The following is a 24,492-nucleotide window of genomic DNA, read 5'->3' as shown; positions in this document are numbered from 1 at the left end:
AATTAAATAAAATTTATTGCTTTTCTAATTTGCCAACTAATGACAAAGTAAAACTTGCACCCATGTATTTAAAATGTGGACGAATATTTAACTGTACTTTATACCATCCAGGTTCACCAGCGACATCAGAGACACTAATAGATGCCTCACGTAATGGACAACGACTTTTCACTTCAGCCGATGGGTTTTCCATATTCACTACGTATTGGCTGACCCATTTATTTAGCTCTCTTTCTAGTTCATCACGCTCTTTCCAACTACCAATATTCTCTCTTTGTAATACCTTAATATAATGAGATAGTCTTGAAACAATAAATAAATAAGGCAATTGCGTACCTAATTTATAATTTGTCTCTGCAGCTTTACCTTCTGGTGTATTTGGAAAAATTTTAGGTTTTTGACAAGAATTTGCTGAGAAAAAGGCCGCATTATTACTACCTTTACGCATACTCAAACCAATAAAACCTTGCTCTGCTAACTCATATTCACGACGCTCTGAAATTAATACTTCAGTTGGAATTTTCGTCTGCGTTTCACCTAATGCTTCAAAGTTATAGATTGGTAAATCTTCTACTGCACCACCACCTTTAGGGCCTGTAATATTTGCAGCCCAGCGATATTTTGCAAAGCTATCATTAACTCGAGCTGCTAATGCAAATGCGGCATTTCCCCATAAGAATTCTTCATGACCACCTGAAACATCTTCGCTATAGTCAAATTTTTTCGCTTTAGTTGTGGTTTCGCTATAAGGTAGGCGTAATAAAAATCTTGGGCAAGTTAAACCAACGTAACGTGCATCTTCTGATTCTCTAAAACCGTTCCATTTAGCATATTGTGGCATTTCAAAAATGGAGCTTAAATCATTTAAGTTTGGTAGTTTGCCATATGACTCTACACCAAAAAATTTAGGTCCCGCTGCTGAAATAAATGGCGCATGTGCCATGGTACTGACACTTGCAATATTCTGTAATAAGCCAACATCTCTTGCATCTGGATTAAAATTATAGTTACCAATAATTGAACCAAACGGTTGACCACCAAATTGACCATATTCTGCAGTATAAACTAACTTATATAATGCACTTTTAGTAATCTCTGGCGCATCTTCAAAATCATCAATCAACTCATCTTTACTAACATTTAAGATATTAATTTTAGTGTTTTCTCTAAAATCTGTATTATCAACTAAATATTTTAATGAGCGCCAAGATGACTCAAGTTTTTGAAAATCTTTATTATGTAGAATCTGATCCATTTGTTTTGAGATTTTTTTATCTAGCTTTGCTAACATATCATTAATGAGTGTGCCAGAAATTTTCTCTCCTTGGCGTGATGGCTCACAAAGTTCATTAACAAATGCATTAAGGCCTTTTTTAGCCAAACTAACTGAGTCTTCACCTGAGGATAAATTTGAAATATCCAATAAGTCTTCTAAAATACCTTTACTCTTCTCTTCAGTTGCTTGAGGTTTTGATGTTGCTTCTTCTTTTGCCATTACCTTGATCCTTAACTTAAATAATTACTCTTTATTACCTTCTAAATTCAATTCATCCAATAATTGAGTTCTAGTTTCCGGGTTCCCAATAATACTGGCTAAGCGTTTTCTAAATTCTGGTACATTACCTAATGGACTTCTAACAGCTTTTAATGCATCTCTTAATTCAATTAATTGTCTTAATTCTGGTACCTGATCGACAATGCCATCAGGAGAAAAATCACTAATGGACTCAAATTTAAGCTTAACACCAAGCTCATCATCTTCTTTCGCATCTTCTTCAAGACAGTTTTTTACATTGATTGACAAATTTAATTTTTGTCCCTTTAAGACATCGTTAAAGTTATCTTTATCCACATTAATGGCTTTTCGATCAACAAGTGGTGTTGGATCAACCTCTGGTGTAAACTCTCCAATAACAAGTGACTTCATTGCAAGTTCAACATCTTCTTCTACGCCATCTGTTGCTGGACTATAAACAATATTGACACGCTCTTTTGGTGCAACTGAACTTTCCTTTCCCATGTTATCTCCTATGTTAAAATTTACAGCTAACGTATCCTGTATAGCATAGCCTTATTGATAAATCCACGGTGATAGCATAGACAGTCACCATTAATCATAATAACTAACATGACAGGCCCCGTAATTAAATTTATAATGGATTTAATGCTATCTAACAATACTTATTTTTGATTTAATTTATTGAAAGATCATGTTGTTAGAATATGTGATTAGTACAAGGCTTAAGGATGCTGAAATGAAAAAAATCAAGCCGCCAAATTTATACTTTATGCGAAAAGTTACCTGGGATAAGCCCATTTTTAGACTACATACCACAATTTATGCTGGATTTAACTACGACAAGCAAACTGATCAATGGCTGGATAAAAAAGCGCTTTTAACACTGATAAAGAAAATTCAAGCTAGCGCTTTATTTGACCATGGTATTGAAAGAAAATATAGTGAATGTTTAATCTATTGTGAAAATAACCAAACTGAAAATATAAGCTTACAGATTGGCGATATCAATAAAAGAGATGCTAAAAAGACATTTTTAGCACTACCATTAACTGATAAACACTATCGTAAAACGAAAGGCACATTCAATGATGAATGGCTTAAAAATAACTGGCCTTCTTTACCTAAAGACCATCAACAAGATACCTTTCAAATTGCACCTAAAGATCAGTGGAGTAAAATACCCTTTCGCTGGAATGAAGCCTTTAAAATAATTGATCAATCGACTAGTAAAGATGAAAATACTACCTACTCACTGCCTTTTAAACGCATTGAACTGTTTGTCGAAAAAAAAGATCAATTAGATCAAGTGCAATTACAACCTGATCTAATATGGCTACTTCCAGAATATCAAACGGGCATTGTCGTTGCCCATGGTACAATTGAGGTAAAAGATCAACTAGCCAGTGATATTGATTATTTTTATATTACTGATCCAACCTTAGATGAAACTATCTCACTAGAAGAACACAAAAACGAATTTTTAAAGCAAAAAGCACTGAAAAAGCCCAATTTTAAACCAAAACCTATGCAGATAAAAAAACTACAAATCCCTTCTGAAATAAGCATAGATAAGCCACAGCCAAAACCAATCGAATTAGACCCTGAAATCAAAAATATCAAAGCAGATATTGACCAAAAAGTTGCAACATTAAAATCTCAATATGCAAGTCAAATTCAGCAAGCTCAAACACAACAACTACCCAGTGAGCTTGATAGTGCTTTAAATGAATCCAATCCCAAAGTGATGATTAATAAAATTAAAACCTACGTTGATAGTAAGTTACAGGTAGTCCAAAATCAAATAACTGAACAATTGCCTGGTAAGAAAGATCTAACTTTGAATCCTTCTGATATTACATTAGATAGTATGCTTTTAAGTTTAAGTACATCATTAACCAATAGTTTTAATCAAGCAAAAACACTATTGCCTAAAAGCGAGATTGATAAACTGCCTAGCCCTGAATCTTTACTTAAAGATGTCACACAGCAAATTAAAACAGCCGAAGAAGAAAAAGCCAATAAAGTTAAGCCACAAGCTAAAAAAATTACTAAAATTCATTTTCAAAATGGTGATTTTTCAAATGAAAATTTCTCAAATTATGATTTCACTGATTGTGATCTAACCAATAGTATTTTTAAAGGTGCTAACTTAACCAATGCACTTTTTAAGCGTACAATCATTAAAAATACTAACTTTGAAGATGCGAATCTTAACACTAGCATTTTTAAAAACCTTCAAATTGATTCAAGCAACTTTAAAAATACTTTATTATCAGAGAGCCAATTCGACCAAGCAATTATCAATCATAGCCTATTTGAGCAAACAGATTTATCTAAAAGTACATCTATTAGTAGTCAGTGGCGTAACTGTCAATTCAAAAAAGTACATTTTAATCATAGCGCTTTAGAAAAGGTAGAATTTAATCACTGTAATATGGCTGATATTTACTTTAGTCAATCACAATTAACGAAAGTGGATTTTAACAACATTCATGCTAAATCCTGTTATTTTGATCAACTCAATGCTAATGACTTTAAAATTAATCATTCGACTATTGAGCATTGCTATGCGCAAGAAAGTAAACTTATATCGACTAAGCTTATACGCTCACAATTAAGTTTTGCATCATTTGAATCAGCTACAGCCTGTGAGTTATTATTAAATCAATGCCAACTTAAAGAAGTTAATTTTTCTAACAGCAATTTAACTGGCATACGTATTCAAAATGAGTCAAACATTGACCAGTGTCTATTTAATCACGCTAACTTAACCAAAGCACGCATGATGAAATCACACCTTTATAATAATCAATTTAACCAATCGATTCTCAATAGAGCAATGATTTATCAATGCACAATCAAGATGCAAAAATTTAATAAAGTAGTCGCTAAAAATAGTAACTTTAATGGCTCAAGTTTAACAGCGTGTTTTTTTGAAAAAACCAACCTACTCAATGCAAAATTTCGTTTTGTTAATTTAAATCAATCAACCTATAGTCAATCTAATCTCTATGGCATTAGTCTTTATCAAGCTAAAATTAACGACACACTCTTTGAAAACAATTTAACGAAAGATAGTTTTGATCTAGTTAAAAGCGTTCAAACTCAGGAGGTGCAATAATGCAAGCATCACCACAATCAAAAAAAATTAGCCAAGTTAATTTTTTTCAACAAGATGATATACCGATATTAAATAAAAAATTGATTAGTGAATGCTTATTCAAAGATAAATCTTATAGTAATCTACAAGCAGAACATGCTTTATTTTTAGAATCAATCTTTGCAAATTGTGTACTAGAAAAAGCACAATTAGATTTTACTTCATTTAAAAACTGTCAATTTGAGAATGTTGAGTTTAATCAATGTTTATTCAAGCGGGTAAGTTTCACAAACTGTCAGTTTATTAACTGCCAATTTAATAACTGTGATTTTGGCTATGCTTCAATGACTGATTCTAGTTTTAAGCATATAAGCTTAACTCATTGCTCATTTGCTCATACTAATGCAACAAAACTTAGTATTACAACTACTCAGATGACAGATTGCAATTTTGATCATGCTCGATTTCGCTCAAGTACTTTTAATGAAAGTAAGTTTGAAGGTTCTCAATTAAAGAAAACAAACTTTAGTCATTCAGAGTTTATTAATTGTAGCTGGCAGAGTGCAGATTTAATCCAAACAAATTTTACACAAGCAAATCTAGCAAATGGTGATTTTAGTGTAGTCAATCGACTCTACGGTGCTTTATTTATCAATGCAAATTTAACCCGCGCAAATTTTTCAAATCTTCAATCAGAAAAGCTAAATTTTCTTAAAGCTGATTTAACAAGCGCTAATTTAGATCAACTCATTGCACCAAAATCACAATTTTTACAAACGAATTTAAACAAAGCTAAGCTAAATAAAACAACACTTAACTATAGTAACTTTAAACATAGTAACTTTAGTAACGCACAATTACAAAACAGTAATTTATCGTATAGTAACTTAAGTTATGCCATCATAGATCATACAAATTTTAGTTTATGTGATTTATCTTTTTCAAACCTTCATGGTAGTACAGGTGAGGCCATTTTTGATGGCGCTCAATTAAAGCATACCCGTTATACCAATCAAGCTAAATTAAATGCGGAGAACTGGCATTATGAATAATACGACCTCATCCATTCACCTATACCAGCCACATCAGCAAAATCAAATGATTCAAGCAGAAGTCGTTGATATAGAAAACGAACGTTATCAAATTAAAATAGATGATTATTGTTACTATGCAAAAGTTGCTCATAGTTGTCTTATAGCGCCACAAATTGGTGACTATGTGAATGTAACATTCACAGATTCAGCTATTTATATTCTTAATATCCTAGAAAGTGCAATCCCTAACACCGTAACAATCAATTTACCCAGTGATACAACAATTAGTTCACAAGGTAAGCTTCAAATCAAAGCCAAATCAATCGAACAAAGTGCACTTAATATTGAGTTAGTTTCACAGAAAGTTGCCATAACAACATCCATTTTAAAAACTTTAGCAGAACATATTTATCAATACAGTCAATACAATCAAGTCAAAACCAATCAACTACTAAAAGAAGTTCATGAGTTTGAACAGTCTATTACACAATCATTACGCATGATTGTAGAACAACAAATGCGTATCGATGCCGAGACAATACACTTACTCTCTGAACTTGATACAACCATTGATGCACAAAGTGTGTCATTAGGCTAACCTAAAAAGGAGAAAAAAATGTTAGTTGGTGTAATTGATGGAGAAGCTATGGCGCCGGGTGATGATGTCTGTAAAACCCAAGTTGGTCCGGCTGTAGTGCCAATTCCTTATCCGAATATCTGGGATCTAACCTTAAGTGAACCATTACCAACGATTCTTATTGATGGCACACCTGCTATGAACCTAGAATGTATGGGTGATCTCACCCAAGGCGATGAGGCAGGTATTGAAGGCGGTATTATTTCATCAGAAATTATGGGTGAAGGACAGTGCTTAACTGGCGCTGAAAATGTATTATTAGATGGTGCACCTGCTGTGATTATGGGAGGTTCTACAACCATGCAAAATTCAGAAAATGCACCTGGGGATGTTATGCTAGTTGCACAAATGATTGTTTCAGCCATATAAGGATAAATTATGATTGCAGGATTTTTAAGTAAATTTGAATGTAAGGTTTCCGGTTATAATGAATCACTCACAGTCCTTGATTTTACCTATGATGCTGGATTATCCAAACTCTATCAATGCCAAATCAATTTGATCTCTAGTGATTGTAATTTGGATTATTGGTCTTTTGTTGATAAAAATGCAACCTTAACTATTAATGTACAAAGCACAGATGCATTACAATATATCAATGGTGTAATCACAACATTTACGCAAATGGGTAAAGTAGGTGATCATTATATTTATCAAATCATCCTTGAACCACATATTACACAAATGAAGCATCAAGAAAAAACTGAAGTTTATTTAAATCAATCCATACCCGATATTATTGAAGCACATTTTAAAATTGCCAATATTCAGCATTATCGACTTGACCTATCCCAAAGCTATCAACCCCGTGAATTTGTTTGTCAATTTCAAGAAAGTGACTTTAATTTTGTTAGTCGCTGGATGGAGCATGAAGGTATTTATTATTACTTTGAGCAAGGTAGTGATTATGAAACGCTTGTTCTAACTGATCGCTACTCAACACATAAAGATCACCCCCACTTCTCTGAATTAATCTATAATCAAGAAAACATTACCATTACTTCACAATCATCTAACACCATTGAAGCATTCTCATCACATATTACTAAAGTTGCTAAAACATTAATATTAAAAGGTTATAACTATAATGATGATACAAAAACCATTACAACCTCACATGAGGTATCATCCCATGGTATTGGCAGTATTGAAATTTATGATGAAAATGTCTTAAGCGAATCAGATGCTAAACGTATTGCTGAGATTAGAGCCCAAGCCATTGCATGCCAAGAGCAAATTTTTTATGGCAAAACAATGGTCACTAATATTACACCCGGTTATCGATTCACGCTGAAAAATCATTTTCGTAAAGCCAATAATCAAGAATACTTAGTCTTTGATATGACTCAACAAGGCTCACAACGTGACCTTGTACTTGCTCATTTAGGTAATCATTTAATGAATGATCAAGCTATTGACACTGTGGTTTTTATAACAGAATTTAAAGCCATTCCTGGTAAAGTTCAATTTAGAGCACCTTCTGATACACCTTTAAAGCGTATCGATGGCATTATTCCTGCAATATTAGATGCTGAAACCAGTGGTGAATACGCACAGCTTGATAACCAAGGACGTTATAAAATTCGACTATTACATAGTGATAAACCTAGTGGACAGGCATCTGACTGGGTAAGAAAAATGGAATCTTACTTAGGCAATCAATATGGTAATCATTTTCCATTACATAAAAATACCGAAATCTGTCTTGCATTTGAATTTGGTAATCCTGATCGCCCGATTATTATTGGTGTCGTTCATAATTCAAGTAATAAAAATGTTGTCACTTCAACCAATCAAAAAACCAGTGTCACCAAAAGCGCTGGCGGTAATATGATGGTAATGGGTGACCAAAAGGGTCAAGAATATACGCACTTTTATAGTCCCGTAGGTAATACAGAGCTTATCTTAGGTAGTGTTGGTACAGCCCTAGCTGCGACTAGTTCATCATCCAGTAGCCAAACAACACAAGAACCCTGGACATCCGACTGGCCAGCTATATTCCCTAAACCTAGTCCAAGTGATTGCTCAACCTGGTCATATACAAAACAATCAACTGCTTATCAGCAATTCTCTAGCTACTATAAATATATGAAAGGCGATAGTGCTACTGTTACTAAAGGCAATTCATGGGCTCAAACTTGGGGTAATCAATTTAGTTTGACAATGGGTGCAACGGAAAGTTTTAAACTAGCAAATGATTTCAGCACAACACTAGGCGCATCTCAAGCAATTACTTTAGGTATTATTAAAGCTTCTTGGAATTATAACCCCTTAGTAATTGACTATACTGTTGGTAAATTAAGTAAAAAATTTGATTTTGCCGGCAATGATGTAACAACGGTTGTCGTTGGTAATTGGACGTTAACCGTTGGTGAAGAAATTGCAATTACTTCAGGCGCAGGTAGTATTACCAATACTGCAACAACAGGTAATATTGTTAATACTGCCCCCATTGCGGCAATAGAGAACACATCAACATTCTTTAAAGTCACAGCCGATACCACTACAGTAACTTCTGAAAATGGTACACTTTTAACCTCAGGTGATAGCATTATTTCACAGTCACCAACAAATATTGAAGCTGAAGCCAATGCAGGTATTACTTTAACTTGTGATGAATCAAGCCTTGAAATCACACCTGCTGGCATCACTATTTCAGCAGGTGAAACAACCATAGAAGTAACACCTGCCGGTATTACATTAACTTGTGGCGCAAGTTTTGTTGAAGTAACTGATGGCTCAATAACAGGTGGTGCACCAATGGTAGATATTTCGCCATAAATAAATATTTAATTCATTTTTAACTCTAATCTTAAGGATAAGTCTATGTTAAATGTCGAACTAAAACCTTTAATTCAAAAATTAAATACTGTTTCAACGAGTAATTTAGAAGCCGCTGTTGGTTTATGTATGAACCAATCTCACTATGAGATTACGATTGAGCATTGGTTATTTAAACTCATGGAAGATAAAAGCTGTGATATTTATCATATTTTAAATGCTTTAAATATCAACACAGAAGATTTTAAACAAATACTAATCAAAAACCTTGATGCCATGGAAAGCGGTAATTCCGCTAAACCAAGCTTTTCATTAAGTTTACTTGAATTAGTTGAAAGCGCCTGGGTAATCGCTTCAATTAATTATCAATTAGCAGAAATTCGCAGTGGATTTCTAATCTTAGCTTTACTCAATAATCGCCCCTTATTATCGAGTTTAAATTTGACTGATATTTTTGCCAATACATCAAGAAATGAACTGTTAAAAAATTATTATGATCTCTGTGGTAGCTCTCCAGAGACTGCAACAGTTATTGGTGAAAAATCATCAACCTCAGCTGCTAGTAATAAAATACAACATAAGGATTCAGCCTTAGCTAACTTTTGTGAAGATTTAACTGAAAAAGCCAAAACAGGTAAAATCGATCCAGTATTTGGTCGCGAAGATGAAATTGAACAAATGCTTGATATCTTTTGCCGGAGACGTAAAAATAACCCAATCTTAGTTGGTGAGCCAGGTGTTGGTAAAACTGCTGTTGTTGAAGGGCTAGCCTTACGCATTATGCGTGGTGATGTGCCAGAAATATTACAAAACGTTAAAATTTTATCTCTGGATATGGCTTTATTAGAAGCTGGTGCCAGTGTTAAGGGAGAGTTTGAAAAACGCCTAACGCAAGTTATTGATGAAGTAAAAGCATCTGAAATACCGATTATTCTTTTTATTGATGAAGCACATCGCTTAATTGGTGGTGCTAATCAAGGTGGCAATGATGCAGCTAATATTTTAAAACCTGCATTATCACGTGGTGAATTAAGAACTGTTGCTGCAACTACTTGGAAAGAATATAAACAATACTTTGAAAAAGACGCTGCAATGACACGAAGATTCCAACTTGTGAGCCTTGCTGAGCCGAACCTTGAAACTACCACTTTAATTTTGCGTGGTTTAAAAGAACACTATGCTAAATCACATCAAGTAACGATTAGAGACGATGCGATTAAAGCAATTGTTGAATTATCATCTCGATATATTACTGGACGCTACCAACCCGATAAATCGGTTGACTTACTTGATACTTGTGCTGCTAAAGTAAAGGTAAATTTGTCATCAAAGCCACATGAAATTAATCATATAGAAAGAACAATAGCTGCACTACAAAGAGAAGAAAAAGCATTATATGCAGATGAACTTTGTGGTAATGATATTGATAAAGAACGCCAAGAAGAGATTGTCCAAAAGAAGATACAACTAGAAACATCTAAAACTCATTTAGCTAATCGCTGGCAACAGGAAAAAGACTTAATTGATCAATTATTATTTATTCAGTCACGCTTGTTAAATCCAGATGCTTCACCTATTAATAGCCACCAAAGCAATGCATCTGAAAATGAGCCTCTCGAAGATAAAAATAGCCAATCATCAACTACGGATTCAGACATACAGTCACCTGATTATATAACTGAATATGCAAATTTAACTCAAACAGAGCTTAAGCATAAACGAGATGAGTTAAAAACTCAGCTTAAAACAATACAACAAGAGGATTTTCTTATATCCTATGAAGTAGATCCTGACTGTGTTGCCAAAGTGGTTTCAAACTGGACTGGTATTCCTTTAGGTAAAGTACTGCGTGATCAAGCATCTAGTCTTTTAATGTTAGAAGATAATCTCATCAAGCGCATTAAAGGTCAAGATGAAGGCATCAAACGTATCTCAACTTATCTAAAATTAGCTAAAGCTGGCTTAAGCCAACCTGAACAACCAATGGGAATTTTTCTACTGGTTGGGCCAAGTGGTGTGGGTAAAACAGAAACCGCGCTAACCATTGCTGATACCATATTCGGTGGTGAAGAAAGCATTATTTCAATTAATATGAGTGAATTTCAGGAAAAACACACCATCAGTCGTTTAATTGGTTCTCCTCCAGGTTATGTGGGTTTTGGTGAAGGTGGTATGCTAACCGAAGCAGTACGTAAACGCCCTTATACGGTCGTCTTACTTGATGAAGTTGAAAAAGCATCACTGGATGTTTTAAATTTATTTTATCAAGTTTTTGATAAAGGCAGTTTGACTGATGGTGAAGGCAGAGAAATTGACTTTAGTAATACGGTGATGATTTTAACCAGTAATTTAGCAACTAATGAAATTACTGAATTAACACAGAAAGATCCTAATATTTCTCAAGATGAGATTATTAATCAGATTAGACCAATACTCAGTCAATGGTTTAAGCCTGCTTTACTTGCAAGAACTACCATTATCCCTTATGCAATCTTATCTGAAGATGCTTTAGCTGAAATTGTTGCATTGAAATTATCAAAACTAAAAGATAGACTCTTTCAGCAAAATGCAATTAATTTTAACTATAGCGATAAAGTACTTCAACAAATTGCACAGCGTTGTACTGAGCATGAAACTGGTGCAAGAAATGTTGATCATATTTTAAAAAGTAATGTAATGCCTAAATTATCTGATGTCATTTTAGAGTCAATGTGTGATGAACAGGTACTTGAATCCATTACATTAGATATTGATCAAAATGGTCAATTTACATTTAAGGTGAATCAGGAGGTATCAACGACAATACCTCAAAGTGAACCTGTAAGTGACAAGCTACAACAATCACAGCGCCCACATTAATAGTCTAGCGCATTTTCTGTTGTTTATTTTGTTTCAATCATTATCAAATTAAAATTTATCCAACTTATTTATTTATAATTAAAATTTACATAAAAACATAGCAATATCACCTAATCAAATGTTACAAATTGAATTTGACAAAATTAAGCAAAATATGAGGTAATTTTGTTTATACAAGACATAAAATATTATTAGTTAAATAAAGAAACAATAACGATAGGTATAAATAAATGTTCAAAAAAATTTCTTGTGCGCTAACTGCTGGTGCTATTGGAGCAGTTTTTTTAAACTTTGTTGTATCGATGATTTACGGATTTGATAGCTCCGATGATTTTCAATTAACACTTTATCGCTTAATGCTTTGGAGTTGTTTATGGTCTTTGTTATTAGTTGTGCCAAAATTTGATAAAAAAAAATGGTTTTTAAAAACGTCAATCATTGCAACGCTCGCAATATTATTTAACTTTATTATTTTAATGCCTTTTCATGGTGTCGGTCTTTTTGCCTATTATGCACCTGCCTCAATCTTTTTAGGTAATATCATCTTTAATGCCATCTGGTGCTTAACTGCAGGTTACTGGTATCATTTATGTATTGATGATTAATCATTTATCTTTTGACTATAAACAAACCATCTGAAAAAAATTAAACTAATTAATGCTAAGCTTAACATAATCATTGCTAATGGTATTTGGCTTTGTTCACTAGTTAATGCAATCAATGTCGCAATAGCTGCACTAATTAACATTTGTAATGCTCCTTTTAATGCACCGGCACTGCCGCTTAATTGTTTAGTAAATGGTAATAATAAACCTGTATTGGTATTTGGAAGGACGATACCAATACACAGTGTGGATATGGCAAATGGAATAACAATTACATATAGATTTACTAAATGGCATAAGCCTAAAATTAATAAGATCAATGCTGATAATAAAAGTATCACTAAAGCAGTGTAAGTAATTGATACTGAGCTATAAAAATTAATTAATCGATGGTTGAAATAGGCACCTAAAATGATCATTAATGAGCTAATAGATAAAATCCATGCATAAGTTGTTGGTGTTAAGTTTAGTATTTGTTGATATAGAAAAGGTGTTACTGTGTTATATGCAGTGATGATTGCAAAAACAAATACCGAAGTGATACAACAGCCTAAAAACATCTTATTTTTTAGTATTTGATAGTAATTTTTTGCTATATGATAAGGTGCTAATGGATATGCTCTAATAGACTGATTTGTCTCTGGCAGCCCTAAAAGGATCAAAATTAATATGATAAAACTGAATATAAAAATAAAACCAAAGGTTGCTTGCCAATCAACCAATGTTTGTAAATAACTGCCAATAATTGGTGCAATTAAAGGTGTTAATGACCATAAAGCCATAACGATAGACATTGCCTTAACTAATGCTTTACCATCTAATCGATCTCGTAAAATACTACGGGCAATAATTGCACAAGATGCACTACCAATACCCTGTATTAATCTTAAAATGAGTAAAACATAAGCATTTTGATTCATACAAATTAATAAAGTCGATAACAAAATAATCAATAAACCTAAGATCAATATTGGCTTACGCCCAAAATAATCTGAAATCGGACCAAATAGCAATTGACCGACACCATAGCCAATCAAATAATAAGTTAAAGTTAGCTGTATGATATGCGTTGAAGTTGAAAAATAGGCACGCATCTCTGGCATTGCAGGTATATAAATATCTATACCTAGCTGGCCAATAATCATAACACAGGCAATTAGACCAACCAATAAGCGATCAGAAAGTGTTTTTGACATACTACCCCCCCAAATAGATGAATTAACCCATTATATACCAATTTAAATTATAATTAAATATTATTTATCCCAAAGTGCTTCAGTCGTAAATTCACTATTTTCAAAAGCTAAAAAACTACCATCAACATAGCGTAACTTTTTATCTAATTGATTAATCATTTGCATATCATTTTCTTCAAGCTTAACAAACTGTGCTTGATAATTCTGTGTTAAACGTTTAGGGTTAATCGATTTTGGAATAACAATCGTATGACGATTAATTGCCCAAGCAATTAACACTTGTGCTTCGGTAATATGATATTTCTCACTAATTGAACGAATCACCGGGTGCTCTAAAACGCTATTACCCTGATCACTGATATCTCTACCTTTAGAACCAAGTGGTGAATACGCAGTTAATATGATTTGATGATCTTGACAATAAGCTAATAAATCATCTTGTGCTAAATAGGGATGAAGTTCGACTTGATTAACAACCGGTTTAATCCTTGCCTTATCTAATAATTTATCTAATTTTTTAATATTAAAGTTTGAAACACCAATACTTTTTATATGACCTGAATCTACAAGCTTTTCCATCTCTGCCCACGTTTCAAGTAATAGTGGAAAATTATTCGCGATAAGCTGCTCTTTTGATTCTGGAAATGCGATACCTTCTACAAAGCTCACTGGCCAGTGAATTAAATATAAATCGATGTAATCGAGATTCAATGCCGATAGACTACGCTTAAATGCAGCTTCTACATTATTTTTTCCATGGGAATCATTCCATAATTTTGATGTAATAAATAAATCTTCGCGCTTAACTAAATTCATCTTTATTGCATCACTAATGGCTTGACCTATTTCTTTTTCATTACCATAGATCCAAGCACAATCAAAATGACGATAACCTATTTTTATCGCTTCAATCACTGTATCATATACTTCTCCCGCTGCTGCTCTCCAAGTACCTAATCCTAAAGCTTTAATCTCTATATGATTATTCATTGTAAATAAGACATCATTCATCGCATTAGTTCCTAACTATCAAAATAGATGCATTTATTCTGCCTTAAAGTCAAAGAAATAGAAACCTCAACTTAAAATTAAACTGAAATTCACAATCACCAACTGTATAAGCAAGTATGACTAAAAATTAACTGGAATAAATAAATTTATGATCCATAGTTCAACAATTAAAATAATAAATGTCGCTACAATCCAAGTAAATTGTTTTATTAAAGAAATATGACCAACTTGGTGATGATTGTGACCTTCTAATTGAGCATGATGATCATTTTGATGATGGTTGTGATCGGATGCCATCATCGTATGGTCTTCTTTTGCACCATAACTGGTCATACAGCCATGTTTTAGTTTTCGCTTTACTAAATAATAATTAATTGGATAGGCAGTAAGCATTGAAACCACAACAGCCATATCCATCTTAAACCAGAAATACAAACTTAAAGGATTCATAGATTGTGGCCAAATTTCTGTTAGAATAAGCATTATCAAAAACATGCCCATCATAACAAAATTCATAGAAACCGTTTCAGCAAAAAGCGTTTTTTTAACTGCTTGAAGATATTGATAATTATACATAGGCAGCATCATCAATGCTTGAAAAATAAATAATCCACAGATAAACCCTAATACATATTCAATGACAAGCTCTAAGCCATTAGTAACACTAAATCCTGCTAAAATAATACTGGCAATAATAACACCTGTCGCATCTCCCGCAATACAATGCATTTGACTATTAAACGCTTGTTTATAGATCGGTTTGATATATTCATCATGTGCTTTAACCCCACGCTTACGGCAGGTAATTAAATAAAATATTAAAGCAATCACCCCAGCATACAGTGTTACAATTGACCAAGCCAATGCTTGAACCCAAGAGATTGGCACTCTAAAAAAACTATCAAATAAGACAAATATAAAACTAATGATTAAAAGTATAAACCAAATTGTAAGCACTAATGACATCATAATCTCCAATATTGAAGTTTGATTCAGTTTTAAAATAACAATCATCATTTACAATCTTAGCTAATTAATCCTATTTTGATTAAATATAATAATCCATTGTCTGTTTTCTACTATATTTCTTTTGATTACAAATAAGGCTTGGATCAATCAATACTTTATTTTTTAACGCTTCTCTTCCAATTAGCATTCGATACTTTAATGGATCTCGATTAGATAAGGTCATTTCAACATTCCAAGCTACATTGGCTATCTTTAATAATGTTTGAACAACAAATCTTTTTTCTTTATGGCCACTAGAACTCATAATATATCTTTCATCGATAATTGGAGTCCTACAAGTTATCGTAATTGTGGTATTATTTTGTAGTGGATGTATTTTAAACTCAACGATATCGATACCATCTTTTATACTTGCTTGGATATCAAATGCATGAAGCGATGATGTTTTAGCACCTGTGTCAATTTTTCCTTTAATCAATGGTATATTAAATTCTGATAGCGAAAACCATTCATTTCTGCCAATTAGTAACTTATCGCTAATTACTTTTACGCTTTTCATCCTTGTATTTGCTCATCATAAGATTCTTGTAAATTTTCTATATGCTCTTTTGCTAAATCAATTGATTGAAATGATGCGATATGAAATAATGCCGCACCCTCATGAATAATTGGTAATATATTTTTACCAATAATAACACCTGAAATAGGTGAATACAGTGCTTGTTCATCGATTGTTGTAGGATTACCAATTGTTGCCAATAATTCACCTTTTTTAACTTGTTGACCGATTAATTTTTTTGGTTGAAAAATACCGCTATGTGATGCCCTAACCCAGTAACTTGCTTGAGCAATATTACTATTAAGCTGATTATTTTTTGTTTTTATCGCGCGTTTTTTAATCATTCCTAAAAATTCCATCACATTTAATATGCCTTTAACACCAGTACGAATGGAATATTCATCAAAGCGTAAAGATTCACCTGCTTCATACAATAATGTTGGAATATTTCTATTTGCTGTATATTGCCTTAGAGAACCATCTAATAGCTTGGTCTTTAAAATTACAGGTGGATGAAAGGCTTGAGCCATTGCTAACATTTCATCGTTACAATTTGAGCTAATTCTTATTTGTGGTAAATTAGTTCGATGCAATGAACCTGTATGTAAATCTATACAATGAGTGACCTTATTAATAATTTCAGTCGAAATTAGATGTGCAAGCCTTGATGCCAGTGAACCTTTTTCTGATCCTGGAAATACTCTATTTAAATCTCTTCGATCCATTAAATAACGATCTTGATAGAGAAAACCATACATATTAACAATAGGAATAGCAATTAGCGTACCTTTCATTTGTTTTAATGCACTGTGTTTGAGAATACGCCGTATAATCTCGATACCATTTAATTCATCACCATGTATTGCAGCAGACAAACATAAAATAGGTCCAGATTTTTTACTCCTTAGCACATGCACAGGCATTGATAAGGGCGTGCTATCATATAATTGTGGCATAGGTAGGAGTATAATTTTTTTCTCACCAAGAAGAATCGTTTGTTTATTGATTTCTATAACATCATCCATCTTTTATCCTTGATAACGGCTCTTACTGCTAATTGGTTTAGCGTTTTGTATAATATAATCTATAATCATACCAGCAATATCTTTTTTTGTTGCTCCTTCAATACCTTCAAGGCCAGGTGATGAGTTAATTTCCAATATCAAAGGACCTCTAGCAGAACGTAGAAGATCAACTCCTGCCATTTTTAATCCCATTATTTTTGCAGCCTTAACCGCTGCAAGGCGCTCTTCTTTAGTAATTTTAACAAGTTCAAATGAGCCTCCTCGATGAATATTAGCTCGAAACTCTCCTTCTTCAGCTTGACGCCTCATTGCAGCAACAACTTTCTCACCAATAACAAGACAGCGGATATCTTCTCCTTTTGACTCTTCTATAAATTCTTGAACAATAATATTTGCATTTAAACCAATTAATGTCTGCATAACACTTTCAGCAGCTTTTTTCGTCTCTGCCAAGACAACACCAATGCCTTGTGTACCTTCAATTAGCTTAATTACAAGTGGCGGTCCATTAACAAGCTTAATTAAACGATTAATATCTTTAGGTGAACTGGCAAAGCCCGTAATTGGCATATCAACGCCTTTCATCGCTAGTATTTGGTGTGATCGAAGTTTATCTCTTGATCTAGTAATTGCAATTGATGGATTAATTGAATAAGTACCCATTGCCTCAAACTGACGCACAATCGCTGTACCATAGAATGTTCTTTTAGCACCAATCCTTGGAATAATTGCATCAAAGTATAACACTTCATCTTGATAACGAATACATGGTTTTGTTGAATTAATATCCATATAACAATTTAAATAATCGATGACAAAGGCTTCATGGCCACGGTTTTCAATCGATTCTTTTAAACGATTCGTTGAATATAAACTTTCTTTACGTGAAAGTATGGCAATTTTCAATATAAATCTCCTAAATCCATCGTTTTCTACGTAAGTAAAATAACTGAACAAATAAAATGATAACTAAAACACAACAAACAACAAAAAAACCATAGCGAAAATCAGCGCCAGGAATACCGCCAACATTTATCCCTAGTAAACCCGTAATAAAACTAATTGGCATAAAAATAACTGCAACTATCGACAATAAATACATTTTTTGGTTAATTTTTTCTTGAATCAGTGCAGATAATTCTTCATGTAAAACAATAGCTCGTTGATACATGGCATCTAAATCTTCCACAATTCGAACACAGCTGTCAGAGACTTCTTGTAATCGATACGTATTATTCATATCTAGCCATGATAGTTTATCTGAGTTAATCCTATTAATTGCCTCTCTTTGAGGTACTAAATATCGCCTTAATGTAATAATGCGCCTACGTATATCACTTAATAAATGGCGATCGATATGCTTTAATTTATTATGTATTTCATTTTCAATTTGATCTAACTCTGTATCAACTTTTGATGATACATCTGAAGATTTTTCAACCAACGTATTTAATAATAACTCTAAAAACTCTGCACTATTTTTTGGACCTACTTTATGACGTAATAATTCTTCAATTTCATTGGTAGTGACTAGATTTCTTCTTTGAACCGTAATAATTAAGTTACTTTTGATTAATACTCTAACTGAAATCATATCCTCAGGTTCACTTGCTTTATTTAGGTTAATACCTCTGAAGCTTCCTAGTAAATAGTCATCAAACATTAAGCTTCTTGGTCTAGTATCTTTTGCTGATAATACGGATTTTGCTAGTGAAGAAATATCTATTTTCTTAAGAAACGCTTTAGCACTATCTAAATCTAAGCGTATCCAAACTAACTGATTTGATGCTTGCCACTGGGTTTGAGATAACTCAGTATCTCCTCCTTGCCCATCTAGCGACAGTATTGCTATCTTTTTTTTCATAGTGACTATCCTAGTTCACCTCATTGAAAATATTTAACTAATTAAACTAGTATGACATTATTTAAGTTTAAAATATAAGTGTTATATTTTCCTCTAATGTTAACTTTTGTAATGCCTGCCAAAATTTAGTCTCTATTAGCTTAGAATCATCAACGTAAGCATAGTAATCTACACATACTGTTAACCCCTTACCTTTATCATAAGGTAATTTAGCATATATCTTTGGCTTCAGTGAAATCAAAGTAGCTAAAGTTTTATTGCGTTTTTTAATATAATTATCCTTATATGAACTAACCGACTGATAATCATTATCAAGTAATTGTTGTATTATAGATTCTACTGATGCTAAAATTTTTAATGTATCTGCTTGCCAATCAATAATAAAACGAAGTTGTGATAACATCACATTTGCATCAGGTGAAAAAGTAATGCTAGGTGATGTAATGACTAAACTATTTGGTAATTTAAGTTTTTTACCCGTAGTCTGCTTTTGACCTAACTCAGATGTTTCATAAAGTTTAAAATATAAAATACCTATTCGATCAACATAACCTGTGTAATTTTGTATTTGAACAAAATCACCCTCAGTAAAAAGACCACGCCAGTTAATAATTAAAAACCCAACAAAGTTCATAATCGTTTCTTTATTACTAACAACTAAACCTGCGGCAACTAAACCAAGCATTGTAAAAATATGTGTCAAACCTTCAATCCAAATTTGAATTAAAGTAATCACAAAAATACACATCGCCACATAAAGTAGCCTTGAACGAAGCTTTGATTTTTGCTTTTCAGTTTCACATTTATTTCTAAAAGTCCAAAATACAAAAATAAATAAAATAAAAATGATAATGAATGCTACCAAACTGTGTAATAAATTTGGCAGAATTGATTGATCAAATAGTTTATTGAAGTTCATTATATACACTTTTAATTCGATTAATAACCAATTGATAAAATAGTATCTTGAGTTAGTATTTTTAACAATATAACTTTACATCTAATCAATAGAAAAATCGAACATTTAAACTATATTTAATCAGTAGTGGACCATTTGGAGAATCGCATTGACTCACTATGTAAAAAAGCATATTTTTCATATCATCATGCTCTTATTTTTTAGTATTTCTTATTGTTCTGCAGCAGTAAAGGATGAACATTTTTCCATTGAAAATGCGAATGCGACTTTTGATCAAATTGCCTTAAAATTATCAACTGAAAACTTAAAACCAATAAACTTTGAACAAGCTATTAAAACCTTATCTGACTTACGTCAACAAGCAACTATTTGTTTTGAGGAAAATTCAGCACAGCTTCAATCAATCAACAATCAATTACAAGGCTTAAAAACAGCGAATCAATTTCAACTTGGTCGTAAAGATGTTAACTATTTAGTTGATAAAAAAAATAAACTGATTCAAACGGTATCAGAGTGCCGCTTATTTAAAATTCGTACTGATGAAGCGATTAACGCTTATATCAACACATTACATAGTCTAACAACTTCAAAGCTATTGATGAAAGAAAAGACAATTTGGTATCAGTTTAGTGATATTAATAGCTTAAGTAAAGCTTTTGAAACGATATCAATTGACAAAATCTTCAATCACATTTTATTTGAAAACTGGTATCTTTTTTTATCGATTATTATCTTATATTTCATCTATTGGTACTTTCTTAAATGGGTATTATATAACCCTACAAAGCAACTCAAAAATGAACAGTTAACTAAGTTTGAGCAATACGAAAAGAAACTATATCGCCGTATGAATATACTCGGTTTATTAGGCCTTATTGGTATTTTTATTTATTTCGCCTTAAGCCTTAGTCAATCACCTAAACTGATTATTGATTTAACATTTGAACTACTTATTATTTGTGGCTGTATCTGTTTATTCTGGTGTGCATTACTGATTAAAATGTTAATCACATACCCATTATTTTATCGATTGCTAATAACTTTATTTGCAATTGTCCTAATTAGCATCATCGCATTAACTGCTTATGGTTATCATAATCTTGCCATTTATCTTTTGAGGAACATTTTTCTCTCAGCATTAGGCATAATTGCTATTGTCTATATTAATAAATTAATTATCTATGCAATTTCAAAACTTGATGAGAGTAAAAAATTATGGCAACAAAAATTAAGATTTTACTTAGGTGTAAAGCCAAATAAAAAATTACCAGAGACAGTAATACTAAAAGTTATAGCTAATATTTTAATTGTTATTCTCTATCTAACTTTTCTTGTTTATCTCTGGGGTTGGAAAACAGCCTACCCACATCAGTTTATCTTTGCGTTATCCAATGGTTTTGAATTATTTCAAATCGAAATTGATATTTTTCAAATTCTTTTAGCAATATTTATCTTTGTAGTTTTATGTTTTGTTAGTCGCTTTTTTAGCGCATCGATCTCAAAAAAATATCAAAAAGAAGATAAAGACCTTCAAGTTGCTATGGCATCAATTATTGGTTATGCTTCATTTTCACTTGCTATTTTAATTGCCTTATTAGTCTCTGGTGTTAACTTTACTGGCCTTGCAATTATTGCAGGTGCGTTATCAGTTGGAATCGGCTTAGGTCTTCAAGATATCGTAAATAACTTTGTCTCAGGTATCGTACTTTTACTTGAAAAACCGATTAGGCCAGGTGATCGAATCATCGTTGGCGAGACAGAAGGTTTTGTAAAAAAAGTGCGCATTCGCTCAACTCAAATTACAACAATGGCAAAATCTGATGTGATAGTACCAAATGCTGATCTAATCAAAAATCAAGTTACCAATTACATGTTTAGAGACCCATATTGGCGTATTGCTTGTAGTGTCGGTGTTGCCTATGGTAGCGATATTGAGCTTGTTAGAGAAGTATTATTATCAGTCGCAAAAGAGCATCCAAGTGTTATCCAAACAGAACCGGATCAGCCATGTGTTTTATTTAGAGAGTTTGCTGATAGTTCATTAAACTTTGAACTGTGGTGTATCATTCACGATGTTAACAATAAATTCAAAATTCAAAGTGACCTTAATTTTGCCATTGATCATGCGTTTAAAAAATATAATATTGTCATTGCTTTCCCACAAAGAGATGTACATTTATATCAACATGAAAAATAATTTTTATATATTTTTTTATTTATTGATATACTTATCTATGTCTTTAATTAAACATAGGGGAGGCAAACTTATGACTAAAGGCAAAAATCAACATGTATTACCCCATCAAGATGGTTGGGCTGTAAAAGGCGAAGGTAATACTAAAGCAACGAAAATCTGTGCAACACAAAAAGAAGCAGTTCAACTTGCTAAACAAATTGCCAGAAATCAAAATGCAGGGACTAAAATCCATAGTAAAAATGGACAAATCAGAAGCGTATAGCTAATGGAGTAGCTATACTAGCTTTAATCCTTTTCAAATCATTCCACAATAAAAGTAAACTAAAGTTTCAGTTTACTTTTATCTTGATTTTTAATTTATCTTATCTATAAAATACTCTGCTATTTGACAATGGAAATTAATATGAAGATAGATTTAACTAGCGCATCAAACATAAATGATCAAAATACAAGTCCGAAAAATACTCAGTACAATACATATCATTTTTTAGTTTCACTTTATTGTATTTTATTTTTTCTCTCAAATATTACCGCTTCAAAAGTAATCATTCTTTTTAACCTATCTTTTTATACCGCAATCGTGCCAGCAGCGATATTCATTTATTCTGTCTCATTTTTTATCGATGATATCATTACCGATATCTATGGTTTTAATGCTGCACGCAATGCCATTAAAACTGCATTAAAATTAAATTTTATAGCTTTGATTTTATTATTTTTAATTGCTTTAATCCATGGCATTAATCAACATGATCCAATCTATGAAATAACCTTTGGTCAGTATGGTATTACAATTAGAGTCTTTATCTTATCGTTTATCAGCTTTGCTATTAGTGAGTTAACGAATAGTTATATTTTATCTAAATTAAAAATACGTGATTATCGAAATCATAAGCCTCAAAGTTTAAGTTATAACCCACTGAAAAATCTAAGACTCATTCGCAGATTTTTATTATCAACCAGCATTGGTGCACTCTTGGATTCTTTTATTTTTTGTTTTGGCGCATTTAGTTTTACTGGATTAAGCTTTCAACAAATTTTTATGATGGCAGTTACTCAATATGTCATAAAAATGCTCTATGAATTACTTGCTTGTCCTTTTATTACATCAACTTTATGCACCTATATTAAACGTAAAGAAAAAATTGATACACTAGATAAGCAACTAACATTTAACATTAGCGGTTTCTCAGCTAATCATACAAATAGGCTAAATCAGATCACTCACTAATTAAACTATTTTAAAAATGTATAATTAGTAATAATTTTATTAGTTAATGCATCACCATAATTAACTGGCTCAAATAAAGCAGGATGATTAGTACCAATACAAGTCGCTAATGGTTGAACAATTGTATCTAAATTACAATTATAAAAAAATGGCACAGAATATCTTGGTTTATTATTACTCTTATTGATTACTCTATGTGGTGTTGACTTTAAAGTACCATTACTCCAACGTTCAATCATATCACCTGTATTTAAGATAAATGTATACTGGTCTGTTGTCACATCAATCCAAGTATCATCTGTATCTTTAACTTGTAAGCCACCGATTGAATCCTGTAATAATAAGGTAAAGCAACCATAGTCAGTGTGAGGGGCTGAGCCATAGACATCACTTGGTGTATCGATTGGTCTTGGTGGATAAAATAACATACGAAAGAAAATATTTGGCTGGCTAAAGTATGGCTTAAAATAATCCTCAGGTAATTTTAATGCAAGTGCTAAAATTTTCACCAGATGCCCACTTAAATTTATCAGCGCCTGATAATAATTTTGCGCTACTTTTTGAAATTCAGGTAATTCTTCTGGCCAAATTTGTACACCGCCAAATGGTGTCTGATCTAAGTAAAGCTTTTCTTCTTCAGTTAAGGCTTCATTTAAAATCATATAGGATTCACTTTGATTTGGTTTAGTCACATTGGCAAGTGTCGATGACTTTAACGTTGAAATATTTCCTGGCAAATAGCCTCTTAAATATTGTGTATATTTATATTTCATCTTGATTGCTTCTGGTAAGGCATGAAAGGCTTTCATTTGTTGAAATAACTGATCAATAAGGCTCTTATTGACGCCATGATTTGTAATTAAACCAAAGCCAAGCGTTGAATAGGCATCATAAAATGATTTCGCAAGCTTATCATAACGTGGTACTTCATTATTTATACTACTAAAATCTAAAATTGGAATAGCCATCAATAACCCCATATTTTA

Annotated in this window: 21 protein-coding genes; 10 read left to right on the top strand and 11 right to left on the bottom strand. The window is 32.4% G+C overall.

The features are described 5' to 3' along the window. Positions 1-13: 13 nt before the first annotated feature. Both tssC and tssB read right to left on the bottom strand, forming a co-directional pair. Positions 14-1,495 (bottom strand): type VI secretion system contractile sheath large subunit, encoded by a 1,482-nt coding sequence (gene tssC / locus KFE69_00730; GenBank protein ID UTW42704.1) that lies wholly within the window; start codon positions 1,493-1,495, stop codon positions 14-16. Between the two features lie 24 nt (positions 1,496-1,519). Further along, positions 1,520-2,020 (bottom strand): type VI secretion system contractile sheath small subunit, encoded by a 501-nt coding sequence (tssB, locus tag KFE69_00725; GenBank protein ID UTW42703.1) that lies wholly within the window; start codon positions 2,018-2,020, stop codon positions 1,520-1,522. A gap of 235 nt (positions 2,021-2,255) precedes the next feature. On the opposite strand from tssB, the gene KFE69_00720 reads away from it, so the two are divergent. The 7 genes from KFE69_00720 to KFE69_00690 all read left to right on the top strand — a co-directional run bounded on the left by KFE69_00720 (position 2,256) and on the right by KFE69_00690 (position 12,535). Next, entirely contained in the window at positions 2,256-4,640 is a 2,385-nt protein-coding gene (locus tag KFE69_00720; GenBank protein UTW42702.1) for a pentapeptide repeat-containing protein, read from the top strand. Beyond that, complete coding sequence (locus KFE69_00715) at positions 4,640-5,671, top strand: pentapeptide repeat-containing protein (protein UTW42701.1); 1,032 nt, start codon at positions 4,640-4,642, stop codon at positions 5,669-5,671. The genes KFE69_00720 and KFE69_00715 overlap by 1 nt, the downstream gene beginning before the upstream one ends. Continuing rightward, on the top strand, positions 5,664-6,251 hold the full coding sequence (locus KFE69_00710; GenBank protein ID UTW42700.1) for a DUF3540 domain-containing protein: 588 nt from the start codon (positions 5,664-5,666) through the stop codon (positions 6,249-6,251). Before KFE69_00715 ends, KFE69_00710 begins: the two co-directional genes overlap by 8 nt. 18 nt (positions 6,252-6,269) lie before the next feature. Further along, positions 6,270-6,659: a DUF4150 domain-containing protein gene (locus KFE69_00705; GenBank protein UTW42699.1), complete on the top strand. Its 390-nt coding sequence runs from the start codon at positions 6,270-6,272 to the stop codon at positions 6,657-6,659. A 9-nt stretch (positions 6,660-6,668) separates the two neighbouring features. After that, positions 6,669-9,071: a type VI secretion system tip protein VgrG gene (gene tssI / locus KFE69_00700; protein ID UTW42698.1), complete on the top strand. Its 2,403-nt coding sequence runs from the start codon at positions 6,669-6,671 to the stop codon at positions 9,069-9,071. Positions 9,072-9,116: 45 nt separating this feature from the next. Next, complete coding sequence (gene tssH / locus KFE69_00695; protein ID UTW42697.1) at positions 9,117-11,930, top strand: type VI secretion system ATPase TssH; 2,814 nt, start codon at positions 9,117-9,119, stop codon at positions 11,928-11,930. Between the two features lie 230 nt (positions 11,931-12,160). Then, entirely contained in the window at positions 12,161-12,535 is a 375-nt protein-coding gene (locus KFE69_00690; GenBank protein UTW42696.1) for a membrane lipoprotein, read from the top strand. Here the strand turns inward: KFE69_00690 and KFE69_00685 are convergent. From KFE69_00685 to KFE69_00650, 8 genes are all read right to left on the bottom strand, one after another. Continuing rightward, complete coding sequence (locus KFE69_00685) at positions 12,532-13,731, bottom strand: multidrug effflux MFS transporter (GenBank protein UTW42695.1); 1,200 nt, start codon at positions 13,729-13,731, stop codon at positions 12,532-12,534. The genes KFE69_00690 and KFE69_00685 overlap by 4 nt on opposite strands. A gap of 60 nt (positions 13,732-13,791) precedes the next feature. Next, positions 13,792-14,721: an aldo/keto reductase gene (locus tag KFE69_00680; GenBank protein ID UTW43934.1), complete on the bottom strand. Its 930-nt coding sequence runs from the start codon at positions 14,719-14,721 to the stop codon at positions 13,792-13,794. A 141-nt stretch (positions 14,722-14,862) separates the two neighbouring features. Beyond that, complete coding sequence (locus KFE69_00675; protein ID UTW42694.1) at positions 14,863-15,708, bottom strand: DUF4396 domain-containing protein; 846 nt, start codon at positions 15,706-15,708, stop codon at positions 14,863-14,865. An 82-nt stretch (positions 15,709-15,790) separates the two neighbouring features. Beyond that, a complete protein-coding gene (locus KFE69_00670) occupies positions 15,791-16,270 on the bottom strand; it encodes an ATP-dependent zinc protease (protein ID UTW42693.1) in 480 nt (159 codons plus the stop codon). Then, a complete protein-coding gene (locus KFE69_00665) occupies positions 16,267-17,295 on the bottom strand; it encodes a succinylglutamate desuccinylase/aspartoacylase family protein (GenBank protein UTW42692.1) in 1,029 nt (342 codons plus the stop codon). The genes KFE69_00670 and KFE69_00665 overlap by 4 nt, the downstream gene beginning before the upstream one ends. 3 nt (positions 17,296-17,298) lie before the next feature. Beyond that, positions 17,299-18,201 carry a 30S ribosomal protein S6--L-glutamate ligase gene (rimK, locus tag KFE69_00660; GenBank protein UTW42691.1) on the bottom strand — a complete coding sequence of 301 codons (903 nt, stop codon included), beginning with the start codon at positions 18,199-18,201 and terminating at the stop codon, positions 17,299-17,301. Between the two features lie 10 nt (positions 18,202-18,211). Continuing rightward, a complete protein-coding gene (locus KFE69_00655) occupies positions 18,212-19,159 on the bottom strand; it encodes a hypothetical protein (protein ID UTW42690.1) in 948 nt (315 codons plus the stop codon). A 67-nt stretch (positions 19,160-19,226) separates the two neighbouring features. After that, on the bottom strand, positions 19,227-20,078 hold the full coding sequence (locus tag KFE69_00650; GenBank protein UTW42689.1) for a mechanosensitive ion channel: 852 nt from the start codon (positions 20,076-20,078) through the stop codon (positions 19,227-19,229). Positions 20,079-20,226: 148 nt separating this feature from the next. Here KFE69_00650 and KFE69_00645 point away from each other — a divergent pair, with 148 nt between their 5' ends. The 3 genes from KFE69_00645 to KFE69_00635 all read left to right on the top strand — a co-directional run bounded on the left by KFE69_00645 (position 20,227) and on the right by KFE69_00635 (position 23,506). Continuing rightward, positions 20,227-22,275, top strand: a complete 2,049-nt coding sequence (locus KFE69_00645) for a mechanosensitive ion channel (GenBank protein ID UTW42688.1) — start codon at positions 20,227-20,229, stop codon at positions 22,273-22,275. A 70-nt stretch (positions 22,276-22,345) separates the two neighbouring features. Beyond that, on the top strand, positions 22,346-22,537 hold the full coding sequence (locus KFE69_00640; protein UTW42687.1) for a DUF2188 domain-containing protein: 192 nt from the start codon (positions 22,346-22,348) through the stop codon (positions 22,535-22,537). A 141-nt stretch (positions 22,538-22,678) separates the two neighbouring features. Further along, positions 22,679-23,506 (top strand): VUT family protein, encoded by an 828-nt coding sequence (locus tag KFE69_00635; GenBank protein ID UTW42686.1) that lies wholly within the window; start codon positions 22,679-22,681, stop codon positions 23,504-23,506. 5 nt (positions 23,507-23,511) lie between these two features. On the opposite strand, the gene KFE69_00630 is transcribed toward KFE69_00635, so the two are convergent. Beyond that, positions 23,512-24,474 (bottom strand): isopenicillin N synthase family oxygenase, encoded by a 963-nt coding sequence (locus KFE69_00630; GenBank protein ID UTW42685.1) that lies wholly within the window; start codon positions 24,472-24,474, stop codon positions 23,512-23,514. Positions 24,475-24,492 lie beyond the last annotated feature (18 nt).

This window comes from bacterium SCSIO 12844 (genome assembly GCA_024397935.1).
Taxonomy (GTDB): Bacteria; Pseudomonadota; Gammaproteobacteria; order Francisellales; family Francisellaceae; genus M0027.
Note: the sequence above shows the minus strand (reverse complement) of the source record. Positions and strands in the feature narration are given on the sequence as shown.

Coding starts and splice junctions, on each gene's coding strand:
- KFE69_00690 (UTW42696.1), top strand. CDS start 12,161: ATGTTCAAAAAAATTTCTTGTGCGCTAACTGCTGGTGCTATTGGAGCA.
- KFE69_00685 (UTW42695.1), bottom strand. CDS start 13,731: ATGTCAAAAACACTTTCTGATCGCTTATTGGTTGGTCTAATTGCCTGT.
- KFE69_00720 (UTW42702.1), top strand. CDS start 2,256: ATGAAAAAAATCAAGCCGCCAAATTTATACTTTATGCGAAAAGTTACC.
- tssI (UTW42698.1), top strand. CDS start 6,669: ATGATTGCAGGATTTTTAAGTAAATTTGAATGTAAGGTTTCCGGTTAT.
- KFE69_00640 (UTW42687.1), top strand. CDS start 22,346: ATGACTAAAGGCAAAAATCAACATGTATTACCCCATCAAGATGGTTGG.
- KFE69_00665 (UTW42692.1), bottom strand. CDS start 17,295: ATGGATGATGTTATAGAAATCAATAAACAAACGATTCTTCTTGGTGAG.
- KFE69_00715 (UTW42701.1), top strand. CDS start 4,640: ATGCAAGCATCACCACAATCAAAAAAAATTAGCCAAGTTAATTTTTTT.
- KFE69_00635 (UTW42686.1), top strand. CDS start 22,679: ATGAAGATAGATTTAACTAGCGCATCAAACATAAATGATCAAAATACA.
- KFE69_00710 (UTW42700.1), top strand. CDS start 5,664: ATGAATAATACGACCTCATCCATTCACCTATACCAGCCACATCAGCAA.
- tssH (UTW42697.1), top strand. CDS start 9,117: ATGTTAAATGTCGAACTAAAACCTTTAATTCAAAAATTAAATACTGTT.
- KFE69_00650 (UTW42689.1), bottom strand. CDS start 20,078: ATGAACTTCAATAAACTATTTGATCAATCAATTCTGCCAAATTTATTA.
- KFE69_00675 (UTW42694.1), bottom strand. CDS start 15,708: ATGTCATTAGTGCTTACAATTTGGTTTATACTTTTAATCATTAGTTTT.
- KFE69_00670 (UTW42693.1), bottom strand. CDS start 16,270: ATGAAAAGCGTAAAAGTAATTAGCGATAAGTTACTAATTGGCAGAAAT.
- tssC (UTW42704.1), bottom strand. CDS start 1,495: ATGGCAAAAGAAGAAGCAACATCAAAACCTCAAGCAACTGAAGAGAAG.
- KFE69_00630 (UTW42685.1), bottom strand. CDS start 24,474: ATGGCTATTCCAATTTTAGATTTTAGTAGTATAAATAATGAAGTACCA.
- KFE69_00705 (UTW42699.1), top strand. CDS start 6,270: ATGTTAGTTGGTGTAATTGATGGAGAAGCTATGGCGCCGGGTGATGAT.
- KFE69_00680 (UTW43934.1), bottom strand. CDS start 14,721: ATGAATAATCATATAGAGATTAAAGCTTTAGGATTAGGTACTTGGAGA.
- tssB (UTW42703.1), bottom strand. CDS start 2,020: ATGGGAAAGGAAAGTTCAGTTGCACCAAAAGAGCGTGTCAATATTGTT.
- KFE69_00655 (UTW42690.1), bottom strand. CDS start 19,159: ATGAAAAAAAAGATAGCAATACTGTCGCTAGATGGGCAAGGAGGAGAT.